The 19,163-nt window shown below is 45.0% G+C and carries 22 protein-coding genes and 2 other annotated features; all 22 genes read right to left on the reverse strand.

From position 1 onward, the window contains the following. Positions 1-71: 71 nt before the first annotated feature. Entirely contained in the window at positions 72-434 is a 363-nt protein-coding gene (gene rplL / locus QWT69_RS15840) for a 50S ribosomal protein L7/L12 (RefSeq protein WP_317967291.1), read from the reverse strand. A 76-nt stretch (positions 435-510) separates the two neighbouring features. After that, the gene (rplJ, locus tag QWT69_RS15845; RefSeq protein ID WP_317967293.1) at positions 511-1,011 is read right to left on the reverse strand and encodes a 50S ribosomal protein L10; all 501 of its coding nucleotides are present in this window, start codon (positions 1,009-1,011) and stop codon (positions 511-513) included. Between the two features lie 32 nt (positions 1,012-1,043). Next, positions 1,044-1,188 (reverse strand) — a sequence feature (ribosomal protein L10 leader region). 47 nt (positions 1,189-1,235) lie between these two features. Then, positions 1,236-1,934, reverse strand: a complete 699-nt coding sequence (gene rplA, locus QWT69_RS15850; protein ID WP_317967295.1) for a 50S ribosomal protein L1 — start codon at positions 1,932-1,934, stop codon at positions 1,236-1,238. Between the two features lie 115 nt (positions 1,935-2,049). Next, positions 2,050-2,475, reverse strand: coding sequence for a 50S ribosomal protein L11 (gene rplK / locus QWT69_RS15855; protein WP_317967297.1), 426 nt, complete (start codon positions 2,473-2,475; stop codon positions 2,050-2,052). 171 nt (positions 2,476-2,646) lie between these two features. After that, positions 2,647-3,180 carry a transcription termination/antitermination protein NusG gene (gene nusG, locus QWT69_RS15860; RefSeq protein ID WP_317971139.1) on the reverse strand — a complete coding sequence of 178 codons (534 nt, stop codon included), beginning with the start codon at positions 3,178-3,180 and terminating at the stop codon, positions 2,647-2,649. A 151-nt stretch (positions 3,181-3,331) separates the two neighbouring features. Next, positions 3,332-3,517 carry a preprotein translocase subunit SecE gene (gene secE / locus QWT69_RS15865; RefSeq protein WP_317967299.1) on the reverse strand — a complete coding sequence of 62 codons (186 nt, stop codon included), beginning with the start codon at positions 3,515-3,517 and terminating at the stop codon, positions 3,332-3,334. A gap of 52 nt (positions 3,518-3,569) precedes the next feature. Further along, positions 3,570-3,737 (reverse strand): 50S ribosomal protein L33, encoded by a 168-nt coding sequence (rpmG, locus tag QWT69_RS15870; protein WP_431312296.1) that lies wholly within the window; start codon positions 3,735-3,737, stop codon positions 3,570-3,572. 117 nt (positions 3,738-3,854) lie between these two features. After that, positions 3,855-4,493 carry an RNA polymerase sporulation sigma factor SigH gene (gene sigH, locus QWT69_RS15875; RefSeq protein ID WP_317971141.1) on the reverse strand — a complete coding sequence of 213 codons (639 nt, stop codon included), beginning with the start codon at positions 4,491-4,493 and terminating at the stop codon, positions 3,855-3,857. 81 nt (positions 4,494-4,574) lie between these two features. Then, positions 4,575-5,090 carry an NYN domain-containing protein gene (locus QWT69_RS15880; RefSeq protein ID WP_317967303.1) on the reverse strand — a complete coding sequence of 172 codons (516 nt, stop codon included), beginning with the start codon at positions 5,088-5,090 and terminating at the stop codon, positions 4,575-4,577. Then, positions 5,087-5,845 (reverse strand): 23S rRNA (guanosine(2251)-2'-O)-methyltransferase RlmB, encoded by a 759-nt coding sequence (gene rlmB / locus QWT69_RS15885; RefSeq protein WP_317967305.1) that lies wholly within the window; start codon positions 5,843-5,845, stop codon positions 5,087-5,089. Before rlmB ends, QWT69_RS15880 begins: the two co-directional genes overlap by 4 nt. Next, positions 5,842-6,273 (reverse strand): Mini-ribonuclease 3, encoded by a 432-nt coding sequence (locus tag QWT69_RS15890; RefSeq protein ID WP_317967307.1) that lies wholly within the window; start codon positions 6,271-6,273, stop codon positions 5,842-5,844. The genes rlmB and QWT69_RS15890 overlap by 4 nt, the downstream gene beginning before the upstream one ends. Further along, on the reverse strand, positions 6,270-7,670 hold the full coding sequence (gene cysS, locus QWT69_RS15895) for a cysteine--tRNA ligase (RefSeq protein WP_317967309.1): 1,401 nt from the start codon (positions 7,668-7,670) through the stop codon (positions 6,270-6,272). Before cysS ends, QWT69_RS15890 begins: the two co-directional genes overlap by 4 nt. Then, positions 7,651-8,319: a serine O-acetyltransferase EpsC gene (gene epsC, locus QWT69_RS15900; protein WP_317967311.1), complete on the reverse strand. Its 669-nt coding sequence runs from the start codon at positions 8,317-8,319 to the stop codon at positions 7,651-7,653. The genes cysS and epsC overlap by 20 nt, the downstream gene beginning before the upstream one ends. Positions 8,320-8,380: 61 nt before the next feature. Further along, positions 8,381-8,602, reverse strand: a binding site (T-box leader). 69 nt (positions 8,603-8,671) lie between these two features. Beyond that, a complete protein-coding gene (gene gltX, locus QWT69_RS15905; protein ID WP_317967313.1) occupies positions 8,672-10,135 on the reverse strand; it encodes a glutamate--tRNA ligase in 1,464 nt (487 codons plus the stop codon). Between the two features lie 95 nt (positions 10,136-10,230). Then, complete coding sequence (gene ispF, locus QWT69_RS15910; protein ID WP_317967315.1) at positions 10,231-10,716, reverse strand: 2-C-methyl-D-erythritol 2,4-cyclodiphosphate synthase; 486 nt, start codon at positions 10,714-10,716, stop codon at positions 10,231-10,233. Then, positions 10,713-11,411 (reverse strand): 2-C-methyl-D-erythritol 4-phosphate cytidylyltransferase, encoded by a 699-nt coding sequence (gene ispD, locus QWT69_RS15915; RefSeq protein ID WP_317967317.1) that lies wholly within the window; start codon positions 11,409-11,411, stop codon positions 10,713-10,715. The genes ispF and ispD overlap by 4 nt, the downstream gene beginning before the upstream one ends. Before the next feature lie 21 nt (positions 11,412-11,432). After that, on the reverse strand, positions 11,433-12,542 hold the full coding sequence (locus tag QWT69_RS15920; protein WP_317967319.1) for a PIN/TRAM domain-containing protein: 1,110 nt from the start codon (positions 12,540-12,542) through the stop codon (positions 11,433-11,435). A 163-nt stretch (positions 12,543-12,705) separates the two neighbouring features. Continuing rightward, complete coding sequence (gene radA, locus QWT69_RS15925; RefSeq protein WP_317967321.1) at positions 12,706-14,076, reverse strand: DNA repair protein RadA; 1,371 nt, start codon at positions 14,074-14,076, stop codon at positions 12,706-12,708. A 70-nt stretch (positions 14,077-14,146) separates the two neighbouring features. Next, positions 14,147-16,594: an ATP-dependent Clp protease ATP-binding subunit gene (locus QWT69_RS15930; protein WP_317967323.1), complete on the reverse strand. Its 2,448-nt coding sequence runs from the start codon at positions 16,592-16,594 to the stop codon at positions 14,147-14,149. Between the two features lie 176 nt (positions 16,595-16,770). Then, entirely contained in the window at positions 16,771-17,850 is a 1,080-nt protein-coding gene (mcsB, locus tag QWT69_RS15935; RefSeq protein WP_317967325.1) for a protein-arginine kinase McsB, read from the reverse strand. Beyond that, positions 17,840-18,406 carry a UvrB/UvrC motif-containing protein gene (locus QWT69_RS15940; RefSeq protein ID WP_317967327.1) on the reverse strand — a complete coding sequence of 189 codons (567 nt, stop codon included), beginning with the start codon at positions 18,404-18,406 and terminating at the stop codon, positions 17,840-17,842. Before QWT69_RS15940 ends, mcsB begins: the two co-directional genes overlap by 11 nt. Positions 18,407-18,430: 24 nt before the next feature. After that, positions 18,431-18,901: a CtsR family transcriptional regulator gene (locus QWT69_RS15945; RefSeq protein WP_317967329.1), complete on the reverse strand. Its 471-nt coding sequence runs from the start codon at positions 18,899-18,901 to the stop codon at positions 18,431-18,433. Positions 18,902-19,163 lie beyond the last annotated feature (262 nt).

Consider the following 19,163-nt stretch of genomic DNA (forward strand, 5'->3'; position numbering starts at 1 on the left):
TTTTAGTACAGATAAAAAAACAAAGAAAAGCCCGTCGTTTGTTGACGAGCCTTCCTTTATTTATTCAGAAATTACTTAACTTCGACGCCAGCGCCAACTTCTTCAAGTTTAGCTTTGACTTCTTCAGCTTCTTCTTTAGTAACGCCTTCTTTAACAGCTTTAGGAGCGTTATCAACTACTTCTTTCGCTTCTTTCAAGCCTAGACCTGTGATTTCACGAACAACTTTGATAACTTTGATCTTCTGGTCTCCAGCAGATGCAAGGATTACGTCGAATTCTGTTTGTTCAGCAGCAGCTTCAGCACCGCCGCCACCAGCCATAGCCATTGGAGCTGCAGCAGTTACACCGAATTCTTCTTCGATTGCTTTTACAAGGTCATTCAATTCAAGAACTGTCATTTCTTTAATCGCGTCAAGGATTTGTTCTTTAGTCATTATATTTTCCTCCTAGATAGGTTTTAGTTTGTCAGGGACTACCCTGCATGTTGTCGTTCAGGCAGCAAAATGGATATTAAGCGCCTTGTTCCTCTTTTTGCTCTGCAACAGCTTTTGTTGCAAGCGCGAAGTTGCGCATTGGAGCTTGTAGAACGCTGAGTAGCATTGAAAGTAGACCATCGCGTGATGGAAGTTCAGCCAACGCTTTGATATCTTCTGCAGAAGTGACCAATCCTTCAACCACACCTGCTTTGATTTCAAGCTTGTCGTTCTTCTTAGCGAAGTCGTTAAGAATTTTAGCAGGTGCTACTACGTCATCAGTCGAGAACGCAATCGCATTTGGTCCTACCAGATGTTCATTCAACCCTTCAAGTCCTGCTGTTTCAGCAGCACGGCGAGACATTGAGTTTTTATAAACTTTGAAGTCGATACCGGCTTCACGAAGTTGTTTACGAAGTTCTGTTACTTGACCAACGTTAAGACCACGATAGTCAACAACAACAACAGAAACCGCTGATTTCAATTTACTTGAAATCTCTTCAACAACTGCTTGTTTAGCTTCAATTACTTTGCTCATCTTGACACCTCCTATAAGAATTCGGGTCATTCATACCGATATGAAAAGCCCTCGCAGTCCACAAAGTAGACCACGAGGGCAGAAAAGTCGTCATCTTAATAAATGAGCGTCTTGTCCTCGGCAGGAAGATTAAGCGATTAACGCACCTGCTGTCTACGGTACAAATGATTTAGTTCACAACAAACGAAATCTTACTATAAGATTTCAAACTTGTCAATGGTTTTTTATTTAGGTGCAACTGTTGAAGGATCGATCTTAATAGCAGGACCCATTGTAGAAGTAACGTTCACTGACTTCATGTACGTTCCTTTTGCTGCAGCAGGCTTCGCTTTTAGAATCGTATCAAACACAGTTTTAAAGTTTTCTTCAAGTTTTTCGTTATCGAAAGAAACTTTTCCGATTGGCGCGTGGATAATTCCAGCTTTGTCCGCACGGTATTCAACTTTACCTGCTTTGATTTCTCCTACAGCTTTAGCAACATCAAATGTTACCGTACCTGTTTTAGGGTTAGGCATTAATCCTTTTGGCCCTAAAACACGACCGATTTTACCAACTTCACCCATCATGTCCGGAGTTGCAACGATAACGTCGAAATCGAACCAGCCTTGTTGGATTTTAGCAATGTACTCTGCGTCGCCCACGAAATCTGCACCAGCAGCTTCCGCTTCTTTCAACTTTTCGCCTTTTGCGAAAACGAGTACACGTTGCGTTTTACCAGTTCCGTTTGGAAGCACAACTGCTCCACGGATTTGCTGGTCGTTTTTGCGAGTGTCGATTCCTAGACGGAATGCCACTTCTACAGTTGCATCAAAGTTGACTGTGCTTGTTTTTTTCGCAAGCTCAATCGCTTCTTTCATGCCATATACTTCATTGCGGTCGACTAATTTCGACGCTTCAGTGAATTTCTTACCTCTTTTAGTCATCTAAAATTTCCTCCTCGTTTGTGGTTTTAACGGATTGAACCTCCCACGAATAAGGGTTGCGTGTTCCTATAGAACAAGCGCAACCCCCACAAAGAAACGCGTTTGGTTACACGAATCAGTCTTCGATCGTGATTCCCATACTGCGCGCAGTACCTTCAACCATTGCCATCGCCGCTTCAACCGACGCCGCGTTAAGATCTTCCAGTTTCTGTTCTGCAATTTCGCGAACTTTATCACGTTTTACAGTAGCTACTTTCTTCTTGTTAGGTTCACCTGAACCCTTTTGAAGATTAGCTGCAACCTTCAGCAACACTGCTGCTGGTGGAGTTTTTGTTATAAAAGTGAAAGAACGGTCTTCAAATACAGTTATTTCAACAGGAATGATTAAACCTGCTTGATCTGCTGTACGTGCGTTGAAATCTTTACAGAATCCCATAATGTTAACACCTGCTTGACCTAGTGCTGGTCCAACCGGTGGAGCTGGATTAGCTTTACCTGCAGGGATTTGCAATTTCACAATTTTGGTTACTTTTTTAGCCACGAGACACACCTCCTTAAGTCCGTGATGTGGTAATTGGGTTGCCCCTCCCACTCAATATGTGCCTGCCGGTTTAATCCGGTAGAATTTGGTTAATCCGTCCAGCCTGTTTATATAACAGTCTGACCTTTGAAATGATACCATTAAAACAGTCTTCTTGCAAGTAGTAATTACTTATAATTTTTCCACTTGTGTATAGTCAAGCTCCATGATTGTCTCTCTGCCGAACATGTCGACGGAAACGCGCACTTTCCCTTGATCCTGATCGAACTCTTCCACTTTCCCTTGGAAGTGCGCAAACGGTCCTTCCAACACTTCGACCATTTCGCCAACGCTGAAATCCACTTCTGCTTTTCGCTCTTTCATGCCCATTTGTTTAAGGATGAAATCAACTTCTTCCGGTAGTAACGGAGTCGGCTTCGCTCCTCCACCTGAAGATCCGATGAAACCTGTGACACCTGGCGTATTGCGAACAACATACCATGAATCGTCCGTCATAATGATTTCAACAAGGACATAGCCCGGGAAAGTTTTCTTCATGACTGTTCGTTTCTTGCCATCTTTGAAATCCGTTTCTTGCTCTTCAGGGATCACGACACGGAATATCTTATCTTGCATGCCCATTGTTTCGACACGCTTTTCCAGATTGGCCTTTACCTTATTTTCATAACCTGAATACGTATGGACGACATACCAATTCTTCTCCATTTCCATAGTGACGAGGACTGTTTGTCCGTCCCTCCTTTATCGTAAGTAGTATAGTTTCTTGTTAACCCGCATTCATTTTTTCACAAAAATGAAAAAACCCGTTCAATTGGATAGACGGGATATTTTCAACAGGGATATTCATACTTTCTTATTATAACGCAACATACCATTCCATTACTTGCGAAATGCCTAAGTCGACGACTCCGAAATAAACCGCCATGAAAATAACTGTGAAAATGACAACAATCGTGTAACGTGTCAGCTCTTTGCGTTTAGGCCAACTGACCTTGCGCATTTCTGAGACGACACTTTTTAAAAACCCGGTTAGTTTCCCCATTCCTTCATAGACCTCCGAATAAGTAGATATATTGTTGCGGTCAGCAGATCGATCAAATCGACTGCTTATGTTCTGTATGCGCATTGCATTGGCTGCAAAATTTCTTCACTGTGAATCGGACCGTCGCCTGCTTGCCACCCACTGGGGTGACATAATTTCTAGATCCGCAGCGATCACAGCACAGGATTATCTTCCCAGACATTTTTATCACCTTATGCATTTATACTTGTATTGTAAATTTCTGAAGTGTATAGTCATTGTCTTGCTAAAGAGTACCACCTAACAAACAACATGTCAACAGGATGGAAATTGCTTGGAAATTGATCCCGGGACACGATTAAAAGACTGGGTGCAGCTCCATATGTCGCTCCAACTTCCGTTTAATACGCTGGAGTGCATTGTCGACTGATTTCACTTGTCTATTCAATTCGTCCGAGATTTCTTGATAGGATTGGCCCTCCAGATAAAGTGAGAGTACTTGCTTTTCTAAGCCGCTCAATACTTTGTTGATTTCCGTTTCCATATGGATGTAATCTTCCTTGTGAATCATCAAATCTTCCGGATCATCCAGCTCTTCTCCCGCAATTACATCCAACAGCGTCCGGTCAGACTCTTCATCATATACAGGCTTGTCCAGTGAGACGGATGTGTTAAGCGGTATATGCTTCTGCCGTGTCGCCGTCTTGATAGCTGTGATAATCTGCCTTGTAATGCATAACTCAGCGAATGCTCTAAACGAACTCAACCGGTCACCACGGAAATCACGAATTGCTTTATACAGTCCGATCATACCCTCTTGGATGATGTCTTCCCTGTCTCCCCCTATCATGAAGTATGAGCGCGCTTTCATCTTTACGAAAACTTGATACTTGGTAATAAGGAAATCAAGTGCGTCCGTGTTGCCCTCTTGAACACGAATGATAAGTTCTTCATCAGTAAGTCCGGCAAAATCCGATTTACCACCTTGAATATGCATCTTCCCGACCAATCACCACACCCCGCTTCGTTATTGCCACTTCACCTAGTATACAGTATGGATTTTTTTGACGTCAACCGTTCATTTCATCCCGCGGCGCCATTTTTCAAATATTTCTGCCACATCGTCCGTTAGCTGAATCTTCGAAAATGGGCGCTGCTCTTGGATTATCTTCACTCTTTTTGCAATCGCTTTATCGATTTCTTTCATTTCAATTTCTAGTTCTCTCGCCGATAAGCGAAGAGCACCTTGGGCAAATATGACCCACTGCTCCGTCAAATCCGAGGTAGCTACATGGATTTGTACACGGCGACCGCTAAGTTCGGATACCATCTTCTCAATCCGTTCATCTGCTGTCTCGTTCTCCCTAGTGAAAACGACTTCCACACGGTATTTCCGATCCTTCTTCTCGACTCCCGGCATTAGATGGGCATCAAAAATGACAATGATTCGCCAGCCTGTATGTGCCTGATATTCCGCCATTTTTTCGATGAGCCGGTCACGGGCATTCGCCAAGTTATCATTTTTCAGACGCACTAAATCCGGCCAGGCGCCAATGATGTTGTAGCCGTCCACGAGAAGGATATCCTGTTTCATGGTTGCGGCGTTTGAGAATCACGCTTACGGAACACTTCATACATAAGCACCGAAGCGGCAACTGAAGCATTCAATGACGTCACTTGTCCCACCATCGGAAGATGATAAAGGAAATCACATTTTTCTTTCAGGATTCGGGACATGCCTTTTCCTTCACTACCAATAATAATTGCGAGTGGCAGTGTTGCATCCATTGTTCTGTAGTCTTGCGAGTGCGCAGCATCTGTGCCTGCTATCCAGACATTCCTCTTTTTTAACTCCTCCACAGTCTGAGAAAGATTGTTGACGCGCACGACTGGAATATGCTCAATCGCCCCTGTAGAAGCTTTCGCCACAACACCCGTTAAACCGACGGACCGTCGTTTAGGTATGATAACACCGTGTACTCCTGTCGCATCCGCTGTTCTTAGGATAGAGCCGAGATTATGTGGATCTTCCAACTCGTCAAGGATTAGAAAGAGTGGATCCTCACCTCTTTTTGCGGCCACATCGAACAAATCTTCAAGTTCCGCGTATTCATATGCTGCTACTGAAGCGATAATGCCTTGATGGTTCATATCGAGCATACCGTCAAGCTTTTGTTTAGGTACATCTTGAATGATAATACCTGCCTGTTTCGCCAACGACATAATTTCGCCGATGCTCTTTTTATTCAATCCTTCCGCAATCCAAATCTTGTTAAGTTCTCTGCCGGATCGAAGGGCCTCTGCAATAGGGTTCTTCCCGCCAATCAACTCTGATTCCTGTTCTGTCATACTGTTCCCTCCTCCTCTGGGTTCTCGATGAAGTCTATGGTTATCCCGATAATCTCCTTAACCCGATCTTGTCTTCCCAATAAATACAAATAGCCAATAACAGCTTCGAAACCTGAACTATAATTGTATGTGACGACATCGGTGTTTTTCGGCACAGAGCCCGACTTTGCATTGCGTCCGCGACGCAGGACGGCTTCCTCCTCTTCAGAAAGGAAACCGTTCGACTGCATCAATCTGACGCATGCCGCCTGAGCCTTAGCGGAAACGTATTTCGTCGCTTCTCTGTGCAAAGTGTTCGGTTTCACACGTCCTGACCGCAACAGATGCTCACGAATCGCTTGTTCGTAAACGGCATCGCCCATATACGCAAGCGCAAGAGCGTTCAATTGCTTTACATCCATATCACGCAACGTATACAAGTCACTCATCCCCTTTTCCAACGCGTTCCTTGCGCAGTGTCTTCAAGGATGATGCCCTGCTCTTTCAATAAATCCCTGATTTCGTCGGACCGTTTGAAGTCTTTATTACGGCGGGCTTCCAGACGTTCTTCGATAAGCGCATCGATATCTGCATCCAACAAATCATCTTCCCCGGTGAATGGCAAACCAAGCACCCCCATCATACGATCGAATGCTGTAATGAAATGGGATAGGACCGTTGTTTGCGTATTCTTTTCAAGCAAGTAAACATTCGCTGTTTTCACAAGTTCAAAGATGGCAGCAATCGCATTCGCCGTATTAAAATCATCATCCATTGCCATCTCAAACTGGCGGACGGATTCATCCACTTTATAGGTCCAAATGTCCTGTTGATCGCCTAAGTCCGCAGAATTTTCCAATCGATACTTGACGTTGTTGTACGCTGTCTTTATTCGATCGAGACCGTTTGCTGCACCTTCTACCAAGTCCTGCGAGAAGTTAACAGGGTGACGGTAATGAACTGACAGCATGAAAAACCTCAACACTTTCGGATCAATTTGTTTACGGATATCATGGACAAGCACGAAATTCCCAAGTGATTTGGACATCTTTTCATTATCGATATTAATATAACCATTATGCATCCAATACCGTGCGAATTGCTTGCCGGTCATCGCTTCGGATTGAGCAATTTCGTTCTCATGGTGCGGGAACGTCAAGTCCTGACCACCCGCATGAATGTCAATCGTGTCGCCCAAGTGCTCCCTAGCCATGACGGAACATTCGATATGCCATCCAGGACGTCCCGCTCCCCATGGCGTTTCCCAAGCAATTTCACCTTCTTTTGCTGATTTCCATAGGGCAAAATCGAGGGCATTTTCTTTAATACCACTGTCTTCGATTCGCGCACCAACTTTCAATTCATCGATTGACTGATGCGATAGCTTTCCGTAACCGTCGAATCGGCGTGTTCGGTAATAAACATCTCCTTGCGCCACATACGCAAAACCTTTGTCGATTAGCACTTGGATAAACGCGATGATATCATCGATATGTTCTGTCACTCGTGGATGGGCATCCGCTTTCCCGCAACCGAGTGCTCCTACATCTTCAAAGTAAGCATTGATGAAACGGTCCGTTAACTCTCCGACTTCCTCACCAAGCTCCTTTGCTGTGTTGATGATCTTGTCGTCGACATCTGTGAAGTTTGACACAAAGTTCACTTCGTAACCGCTATACTCCAAATAGCGCCGCACTGTGTCAAAGACAATGACAGGTCTTGCATTACCGATATGGATGTAGTTGTAGACAGTCGGGCCACATACATACATCTTCACTTTCCCTTCTTCCATTGGAACAAACGGTTCTTTTTTCCGCGTTAACGTATTAAACAGTTGAATGCTCATTGTTTTCCCCTTCCCGTTTCTCAAGTTTTTCTATGCGTTGTTTCAATAAAGCAATTTCTTCTTCAAGCTGATTACATGTATCTGTCACAGGGTCAGGCATATGTTGATGGTCATGCTTGCTTTTCACCCGGATGCCGTTTGTGATAACGACTTTCCCCGGCACACCGACGACTGTTGAATCAGGCGGTACGTCTTTGAGTACAACAGAACCTGCACCGACTTTGCTGTTTTCGCCAATCGTAATGGATCCAAGCACTTTGGCACCCGAAGCGACAAGTACATTGTTTGCAAGTGTCGGGTGGCGTTTCCCTTTTTCCTTACCCGTTCCCCCTAGCGTGACGCCTTGATATAATGTAACGTCATCCCCGATTTCACACGTTTCACCGATGACAATACCCATTCCGTGATCAATGAAAAGACGTCGTCCGATTGTCGCACCAGGATGTATTTCGATACCTGTAAAGAAGCGGCTTATCTGCGAAATCAATCGGGCCAAGAACAGCAGCCTTTTCTTATAAAACGCATGGGCAATCCGATGCGACCATACCGCATGGAGACCTGAATAGGTAAGCACCACTTCAATCGCTCCGCGCGCTGCGGGATCCTGCTCAAGAATGCAGTTAATATCTTCGTTCATCCTTCTGAACACTACTTCTCCTCCTAAATCAGGCATATGTAAGAACACAAAAAAGCGCCCCTGTCCATAGTTAGACAGAGACGCATTGAATGCGCGGTTCCACTCCGCTTGAAAGAGAATACTTCCTCTCCCCGCTTGATACCTGTAACGCAGGTCATGCGTCCGGCCTACTCAAACATTCGGCTCGGAGCTCAAAGGGGCATTTCCATATCGCAGGGGCACGGATCATTTACAGCCGATGATGATCCTCTCTGAAGAGCATGCAATATGTACTTATCCTTCTCAACGCTTTGCTATTTATCGTACTGTACTTTTTATTGAATGTACGTCAATTTTACATACATTATTCCATATGTCAATCAACTTATACTTTTGCGTATTTCGACACCCGATCAATCGTCTTTCCCTTACCAATCAGAGCAATGGAATCAGGCAGTTCAGGTCCATGTGCTTGGCCTGTCGCAACAACACGGATCGGCATGAACAAATTCTTGCCTTTGTGTCCCGTCTCTTTTTGTACAGCTTTGATAGCCGCCTTAATAGCGTCTGCATCAAAAGACTCAAGATCCGTCAACTGTTTTTGGAATGAAGCCATTACTTCCGGAACTTGTTCACCTGCAAGTATTTCCTTGGATTGTTCATCATATTCAATTTCGTCTGTAAAGAATTGGGCGGTCAATTCAACAATTTCCGCTCCATAGCTTAACTGGCCCTGGTAAAGCCCGATTAGATCATGCACCCAATTGCGTTCACTTTCAGTCATCGCTTCGTTCACGAGACCTGCGGCTTGAAGATGCGGTAATGTCAGTTCGATCACTTCATCCAAGCTCATCTTTTTGACATACTGGTTGTTCATCCATGTCAATTTCGTCTTGTCGAACATAGACGCCGATTTGGACAAACGGCTTTCGTCAAACAACTCGATGAGCTCTGCACGAGAGAAGATTTCCTCTTCTCCGCCCGGAGACCATCCAAGTAACGCGAAGAAGTTGAACATCGCTTCTGGCAAATAACCGAGGTCCTTGTATTGCGAGATGAATTGAATAATGGACTCGTCACGTTTCGACAGTTTTTTCCGATCTTCATTAACAATCAGCGTCATATGACCGAATCGCGGAGATTCCCATCCGAAAGCATTCGAAACCATCAGTTGTTTCGGTGTATTCGTCAAATGCTCTTCACCACGGAATACGTGTGAAATTTTCATAAGATGATCATCAATGACGACAGCGAAGTTATACGTAGGGATACCATTCGCTTTGACAATTACCCAATCGCCGATATCATGCGATTCAAATGCGACTTCACCCCGAACAAGATCATCGACTGTATACGTCACATTTTCAGGCACACGCATGCGAAGTGTATAAGGCATGCCCGCCGCCTCGTTTTCAGCAACCTGTTCAGCCGTCAAATGACGGCAAGTACCAGTATACATTGGCGCTGCAATCCCAGAAGCTTTTTGCTTTTCACGTTCCTCTTCCAACTCTTCCGTTGTACAGAAACATTTATACGCGTCTCCACTTGCGAGGATTTCCTGCGCATACTTCGAATAAATATCAAGGCGCTCCATCTGGCGGTATGGCCCATACTCGCCGCCAATATCTACAGACTCGTCATAGTCGATACCTAACCATTTCAAGTTATCCAGCTGTGAGAGTTCTCCTGTTTCAATGTTGCGGGCAATGTCAGTGTCCTCGATGCGGACGATGAATTTCCCACCATGATGCTTGGCGAATAAATAGTTGAATAAAGCCGTCCGGGCTCCTCCGATATGTAAATGGCCAGTCGGACTTGGCGCATAGCGTACACGTACTTCTGTTGTCATGTAAAGCATCTCCGTTCCTGTTTGTTTACTCTTCTATTTTATCATTGCACACATCTTTTTGAAAGGTCATGTCCGTTTTCAAGCATTTCTCCACTTCAGTTCTGATCGTTTTTCAGCAGAAGGATTGTCGCCATCGAAGCAATTCCTTCCTCCCTGCCTACGAAGCCCAACTTCTCAGTTGTTGTTGCTTTAACGTTTACTTGCGAGACATCCGCATGCAACAGGTCAGCGACACGCGCGCGAATTTTGTCGATATGCGGAGCCATTTTAGGCTTTTGCGCCATAATTGTGCAATCAACATTACCGAGGCGGTATCCTTTTGCTTCGACGATACCCCACACCTTCTCCAGCAGAATCGCTGAATCCGCATCTTTAAAAGCGGCGTCTGTATCAGGGAAATGACGACCTATATCTCCTTCACCAATTGCACCCAGCGCTGCATCCGTTACTGTATGTAACAATACATCGGCATCAGAATGCCCCGTCAAACCTCTATCATAAGGAATTGTAATGCCGCCGATGATCAGCGGCCGACCTTCCTCGAATTCGTGCACATCAAAGCCTTGTCCTATTCGTATCATTGAAAATCCTCCTGCCGTCTATGTTTCAAGAGGACCTCGCCAAACAAGAGATCCTCTTTTGTCGTCATTTTAACATTGTCATATGTGCTCTCAACCATACGGACGTCGACGCCGATTCGTTCGACAATCATCGATTCATCTGTTCCTAGGAAACCTTCCGCCTCAGCTTTGTCCGAAGCTTCTTTCAAGATGCCATAACGAAAGGCCTGCGGTGTTTGAATCGTCCATAGTTTTGATCGGTCGACTGTCTCTTTAACAATCCCGTCAAGAGCGACTTTTATCGTATCCTTCACAAGAACACCAGCAATCGCCGCCCCGTATTTACTCGCCGTATCGACAAGACTTACAATAACTTCTTGCCGGATGAAAGGTCTAGCGGCATCATGCACCAGGACAATTCCATCCGTCTGATGAGCGCGAATACATGCCGCCACACTCTGTTGCCGTTCCGCTCCACCTTCGACAAGCGCCTTCACTTTCGTAATGCTGTACTGCTCAAGCATCCGTTCAATGATTGGGCGCTCTTCTTCTTTCACAGAAAGGATCATACCGTCGCAGGCAGAATCCTTTTCAAAAACATTCAATGTGTGTATCAGGATTGGTTTTTCATCCAGCTCCAGAAACAATTTATTGAAGCCCGCTCCCATACGGTTACCGCTTCCAGCCGCAGGAAGCAGCACTGTATAGCTTTCCATGCGCATCCCCCATCTTTCTCATTACATTTTTGCTGGCTTGCCATTTTTCGGTTTTGCAAAAATCATCCGACCGGCTGAAGTTTGTAGAACACTCGTCACGACGACATCAATCGTATTGCCGATTTGAGATCTACCTTCTTCGATGACAATCATCGTTCCATCATCCAGATAAGCGACGCCCTGATTATGCTCCTTGCCATCCTTAATGACGACAACATGCATCTCTTCGCCCGGTATGACGACCGGTTTTACTGCATTTGCTAAATCGTTAATGTTCAATACTTTCACGCCATGCAGATCGGCGACTTTATTCAAGTTAAAATCGTTCGTCACGACAAGGCCTTTCATACTTTTCGCCAGGCGTACAAGCTTCAAGTCCACTTCTGCCACATCAGCGAAATCCTCTTCAGTGATTAAAATGCTTGGTCCTTCATCAGTTTGCATGCGCTTTAGCACATCCAAACCACGTCTTCCTTTTGTTCGTTTCAAGGAGTCAGATGAATCAGCGATATGCTGAAGTTCTGTCAACACGAACTGCGGGACTACGAGGACACCTTCGAGAAAACCTGTTGAAGCAATGTCCGCGATGCGACCGTCGATAATGACACTTGTATCAAGAATCTTATTTACCTTGGCAGCAGACTGAACAACTACTTCGACACCATCCTTCTTCTTCGGTGCACTGCTTCTCATGCCCTGTGCAGCACGGATGAACTCTTCACGCTTCTTAAAACCGACTTGGAAACCGAGATAACCGAGTAGAATCGACAGCACAATCGGCAGAAACGACAGAACTGACGTAATGAACGGAATCTGCAAGCTGCTCAATCCATAACTCATAAGAAATGCCACACTTAATCCGACGACTAACCCGATTGTTCCAAACAGCAAGTCGAAAATTGGTGCTTTGAGCAACAGATCTTCCATCCATTTAATGAAATTCACAATCGGATCCACAATGAAAATACCAAGAACAAACAATAGTAATGCACCTACAACTGCTGCTACAAATGGATTATCGATCATCGGCTGGGAAGTAAAAGTAGATAAAGTGAATAAGTACGGTAAGAATAAAACGCCGAGCGTCCCTCCAACGAGAAGCAACCCAATTTGCACAACTTTTCTCAACATGCACAACACCTCCATTCTATTATGCTAACTATACATGTTTTACTTCTTTCACGCTGTTGTGAACCATCGATAACCGGGAATTTTTTCCCTATTTACAGGACAGTTTCCCGGCTCACGAAGTTGCACCTATTTTAAAATGATTACCCGATTACCCAACTTTTAATTAGGTAAAGGCTAAATTTAACGCTTCACTTACCGTTTCGACACCGACGACGTTAATGCCTTTCGGGAAGTCCCAACCACCTATATTGGAAGCGGGAATAACGGCGCGTTCGAAACCTAATTTAGAAGCTTCGATGACCCGCTGTTCGATACGAGAAACACGGCGAACTTCCCCTGTCAAGCCCACTTCTCCGATGAAACAGTCCGTCACTCCTGGCGCCGCATCCCGGTAACTGGATACAATACTCACAAGAACAGCGAGATCGATTGCCGGTTCGTCAAGTTTCACGCCGCCCGCGACTTTAATATAGGCATCCTGCGCCTGCAGTAGCATGCCCATCCTTTTCTCAAGGACAGCCATCAACAGCGAGACCCGGTTCTGATCAAGTCCCGTTGCCATTCGCTTTGGATAGTTAAAGCTTGAAGGCGTAACAAGTGCCTGAATTTCGACTAGTATCGGTCTGGTCCCTTCCATTGATGCGACGACTGTTGAACCCGCCGCCCCTTGTGACCTTTCCCGTAAAAAGAGCTCTGACGGATTCAGCACTTCCTTCAATCCAGACTGCAGCATTTCGAAGATAGCAATTTCGTTTGTTGAGCCAAAGCGGTTTTTGACACTTCGTAAAATCCGGTACGTATGATGACGCTCCCCTTCAAAATACAGGACAGTATCCACCATATGCTCAAGAAGCCTCGGACCTGCAATTTGCCCATCTTTTGTCACATGACCAACGATGAAAATCGCGATATTCTGCGTCTTCGCAATCCGCATCAGTTCTGCCGTACATTCCCTAACTTGCGTCACACTTCCCGGAGCAGAAGTCACCTCAGGGTGATGAATCGTCTGAATGGAATCGGCAATCACAAACTTTGGCTTAACTTCATTGATTGTTTGATGAATTTTCGCCAAATCCGTCTCTGCGTAAATATATAATTCGTCCGAAGCGACACCAAGGCGCTCAGCGCGCAACTTCGTCTGCCTGATCGATTCCTCACCTGATATGTACAGCGTGCGCTGGTTTTGATTGGCGAGCAATGAAGAGACTTGCAACAGCAATGTCGACTTCCCGATACCCGGATCTCCACCGATCAATATTAACGAACCCGGCACAATACCACCGCCTAATACACGGTTCAATTCATTCAATTCCGTTTTCACACGCGGCTCTTCATCCGTCTGAATTGCACTAATTGGCATTGCCTTCTGCTGAATCGTTTCAGTATGCTGAAATGCACCTCGTGGACCTTTACTAACAATTTCTACTTCTTCATCCATCGTATTCCATTCGCCGCAACCGGGGCATCTTCCCATCCATTTCGGGGATTCATAACCGCAATCCTTGCACATGAATTTCGTTTTCCGTTTTGCCATAATACCCTCCATATGAAAAAAAGACGGTCCAATTCCGTAGATTAGCGAACTCTACGGAAGGACCCTCTTTTTATTGATTTTCCGTTACTGCTTCGCGTTCCGTCTTTACAACAAATTCGTCATTTTCCACGTCGACAACAACTGTACCGCCTGTTAGGACAGTTCCTTTTAACAGTTCTTCCGATAAGCGGTCTTCAACATGTTTCTGCAATGCACGACGTAACGGACGCGCTCCATATTCAGGATCGTATCCTTCATCCGCGATTTTCAGCATCGCGGCTTCTGTCAAATCAAGTGTAATCTCCTGTTCCGCCAAACGCTTCGTCAATTCATTAGACATAAGCGAAACGATCTTTTGCAGATGATCTTTCTCTAGTGAGTGGAAGACAATCATTTCATCTACACGGTTTAGGAATTCAGGACGGAATGCTTTTTTCAATGAATCCAGCATACTGGACTTCATGCCTTCGTAATCTTTTTTGCCGTCTTGCAGATTGAATCCTACATAACGGTTTTGTTTCAATGCTTCAGCACCAACGTTAGACGTCATAATGACGACCGTGTTACGGAAATCAACGGTACGTCCTTTCGAGTCCGTCAATCTGCCATCCTCAAGTACTTGCAAGAGAATGTTGAAAACATCCGGATGTGCTTTCTCAATTTCATCCAACAAGACAACTGAATACGGCTTGCGTCGAACTTTTTCAGTCAATTGACCGCCTTCTTCATATCCTACATATCCTGGAGGTGAGCCGACGAGCCTTGATGTTGCGTGCTTCTCCATATACTCGGACATGTCGATTCGAATCATTGCATCTTCATCACCGAACATTGCTTCAGCAAGTGCTCTTGCCAATTCTGTTTTCCCGACACCTGTAGGTCCAAGGAAAATGAATGAACCAATTGGGCGTTTCGGATCTTTCAATCCAGCACGCGCTCTTCGAATCGCTCGCGAAATGGCCGTTACTGCTTCACTTTGACCGATCACACGCTCATGCAATAATTCTTCCATATTCAACAGTTTTGCGGATTCAGTTTCAGCAATTTTTGAAACCGGAACACCCGTCCACATCGCCACGACTTCAGCAATGTCATTGACTGTCACTTCGGATTCCTTCTTGCCTTGCTTTTCTTTCCATGCTGTCTTCGTCGTTTCAAGTTCTTCTTTCATCTTCTGCTCTTTATCCCGGAAAGATGCCGCCTTTTCGAATTCCTGGCTTTGCACCGCGGCATTCTTTTCATGGCGTATCGCTTCCAGTTTTGCTTCGAGTTCCTTCAGATTCGGCGGCGTTGTATACGAGCGTAAACGAACTTTCGAACCCGCTTCGTCAATCAAGTCAATCGCCTTATCCGGCAGGAATCTATCAGATATATATCGATCGGACATTTTTGCTGCCGCATCAATCGCTTCATCTGTAATTTTCACACGGTGATGTGCTTCGTAACGGTCGCGTAAGCCCCTGATGATTAAAATTGTTTCATCCACAGAAGGTTCGTCAACTTGGATTGGTTGGAAACGTCGTTCTAACGCCGCATCTTTTTCGATATATTTACGGTATTCATCAAGCGTTGTTGCACCGATACATTGCAATTCGCCACGGGCAAGGGACGGTTTCAAGATGTTCGATGCATCGATTGCACCTTCCGCTCCTCCTGCTCCGATCAATGTATGCAACTCATCAATGAAGAGAATGATATTACCCGCTTGACGGATTTCTTCCATCACTTTCTTCATACGATCTTCAAATTCACCACGGTATTTCGTACCCGCGACAACTGTTCCCATATCCAACGTCATGACTCGCTTGTCACGTAGGATTTCAGGCACTTCGTTATTAACGATTTGAAGCGCTAACCCTTCTGCCACAGCAGTTTTACCGACTCCCGGCTCACCAATCAATACCGGGTTGTTCTTCGTACGTCGTGCCAGCACTTCGATCACTCTCGTAATTTCTTTGCCTCTACCGATGACCGGATCGAGTGAGCCTTCGCGCGCAACTTCAGTCAAATCGCGGGCAAGACTATCAAGTGTAGGTGTTGAAGCAGATGATGAAGTACCCGTTGAACCGATTGATGCGTCATTGCTGCCTAGCAACTGAAGCACTTGTTGTCTAGCGCGGTTCAAACTTACGCCTGCATTGTTCAATACGCGAGCTGCAACGCCTTCTCCTTCTCGAATCAAAGCTAACAGAATATGCTCTGTACCTATATAAGAATGACCCAATTTACGCGATTCATCGACAGATAGCTCGATGACCTTTTTCGCTCTCGGCGTATAATGAACAATGGGGCCAACCTCTTTCGTCCCTGAACCGACAAGGCTTTCCACACCTTTTTCAATTGTATCGAAACTGACATCGATCGCTTCTAAAGCCTTCGCTGCAATCCCGCCACCTTCACGTATGAGTCCAAGCAAGATGTGTTCTGTACCGATCGATTCATGCTTCAGACGTATCGCTTCTTCTTGTGCTAATTGCAAAACTTTTTGTGCACGTTGTGTAAAACGATTGAACATCATATACATTCCACTCCTTCTATTTAACGTCTAGTCTATTCTCCACCCCCGAAAGCGTGGAATACTAATCTCTTTACTTTATTCAAACGGGGTAGCTAGCAACCCCTCACAAACAAATTGACTTTGACTATCTTTGACTTAAGTATAATAAAAAGGAGAGCACAGCGCAAAAAACTTGCTCACTCCTCCGTATCTTCTTTTTCCACATGCTTCACGCGTAACCGTTCCCTAAACAAGTCTGCCCGGAAAATATCCCGTTCTTCAGCCGTCAAATCGGTTTTAGCATAGTGTTGCAAGTAACCGGGTTGCATGAAAATCATCAGTTCATTTAAAATGGACATGTCGATATCTTTGATGATATCTAAGTCTATGCCAAGTCTGACATCCGATAGACAGCGGGCTGCTTCGCCTGTAGGAAGCAATCTCGCATACTTGATGATGCCGAGTGACCGGAATAACTTGTTCTCAAGCGCCACTCTGGATTTTGATAGTAACACTTCACGCGATCTTCTTTCGTGTGCAATGAGACGCAACGCGACATTTTTCAAATCGGCCAAAATTTCTTTTTCCGCCTTGCCCAATGTTGTCTGGTTAGAAATCTGATAGATATTGCCAAGTGCTTCGCTGCCTTCTCCATAGCTTCCTCTAACGACCATTCCAAGCCGTGTGATGGCTGGAATAATGCGGTCGATTTGTTTCGTGATTGTTAACGCCGGCAAATGCATCATGACGGATGCACGCAAACCCGTGCCCGTATTCGATGGACAACTCGTCAAGTAGCCGAACTCTTCATCGAATGCATAGGGCAACCTGTCTTCCAGCTCATTATCGACTGAGTCCGCGTGCTCATAAGCGTTTTCCAATTGGAAACCAGGATAGATGCACTGAATACGAATATGATCTTCTTCATTAATCATCAGACTAATTGTTTCATCTGCTGAAAGAATGACAGCTCCATTACGTTTCGGGTCAGTTAATTGTGGACTAACGAGATGTTTCTCCACAAGAATTTGCCGGTCAAGCAACGGAACTTCGGACATCCTCATATATTCATACCCTTTTTCTCCAGAATTAAGCAATGCATTTGTAACCGATTCATCGACTTTTTTTGCATCCTCTGGATTAGACGCAATTGGGAACAGATGCCCCCTTAGATTGCGGGCCAGCCTAATACGGGTGGACATGACAATATCCGCGTGTTCACCGCTTGATTTCATCCATCCGGCCACTGATCCTTTCATGAATTTATCAATTGACATCGTTGTCTCCACCTCCATCTTGGCAAGCCGCCAAACGCTGTTTCAATGCTTTTGCTTCATCACGAAGCAATGCAGCGTCTTCGAAACGTTCCGCATCGATTGCTTGTTGCATTTGTGCACGGATTTCTTCAATCTTCTTTTTTACTGCAAATAGCTCGTTAAATGAAACAGGTATTTTACCGACATGTGTTGTATGTCCGTTATGGAGCTTGCTGAAAATCCTAGGCAAACGCTCTTTGAATGTACTGTAACAAGTCGGACAACCAAATTTACCGATATCAAGGAATTTCTTAAATGTCAGTCCACAGTCAGGGCATGTCGGTCCGTCCGGTATGCCTTCTTGGGTTTGTTGGAAAGGTTGCATGGATTCAACCCCACCGAACCAATGCGATAGGAATTGTTGGATCGACAACGGTTCCTGGCTTGGATCCAAATGGAACATCTGGGATTGAAACGCACATTTCTCACATAAATGCCGTTCTGTCGTCACACCTTCGTTTTCCTGTGTAAAAATTACGGAAGCCTGTCGTTCTTTGCAATTATCGCAAACCATCATCTATCACCTCGTCGTTATGGAATTCTATTCAATTTCCTTGTATAGGAGTGTCATGAAAATCGCCTGCAAAATCCGCGCCCGCATGACATCGCGGTCCGGCAATGGATAAGGAAGTGTAGTACGATCGACAGCTGCCAAAATGATGCCCGCCTCGCGCTCCGTAATCGCTTCTTCTTCCAACAATCTGAACACGATATCCTCTGCCATCGTGTTTGTCGCCCCTTGCTGGATACCCGCAATAATATGTTCAATCAGTTCTTTATGGGAATTCGACTGGACCCGGTAAATACGGATATACCCGCCGCCTCCCCGTTTCGATTCGACCGCGTAGCCGCGTTCAACTGTGAAACGGGTATTGATGACGTAGTTGATTTGCGAAGGAACACACTGAAATTTCTCGGCCACTTCACTACGTTTGATTTCGATTGTGCCGTTATCTTCCTTTTCGATAATCGCCTTCAAATATCCTTCTATAATGTCAGAAATGTTTCGCATGGTCTCACCTCTTTCTCTAGGGTGATAAGTCATTGACTTTGACTATCTTTGACTTAATTGTACATGACAAAACATCCTCGATGCAATTAAAACGCAATATCCAACTTTAAGGTTTAGATTGTTTTTATACGGGTATACATATAGTTGAGGATTTTTTTCTGACCTCTTTTTTCCTCTTCACGGAGTCGCGTTCAAAAGGATGGATGGAACCGGTTGGGGCAAACAACCGTATTTCTCCGCATCGAGCAATCTGTCCTTTTGG

Origin of the sequence: Sporosarcina oncorhynchi, from assembly GCF_033304615.1 — a bacterium.
Classification (GTDB): Bacteria; Bacillota; Bacilli; order Bacillales_A; family Planococcaceae; genus Sporosarcina; species Sporosarcina oncorhynchi.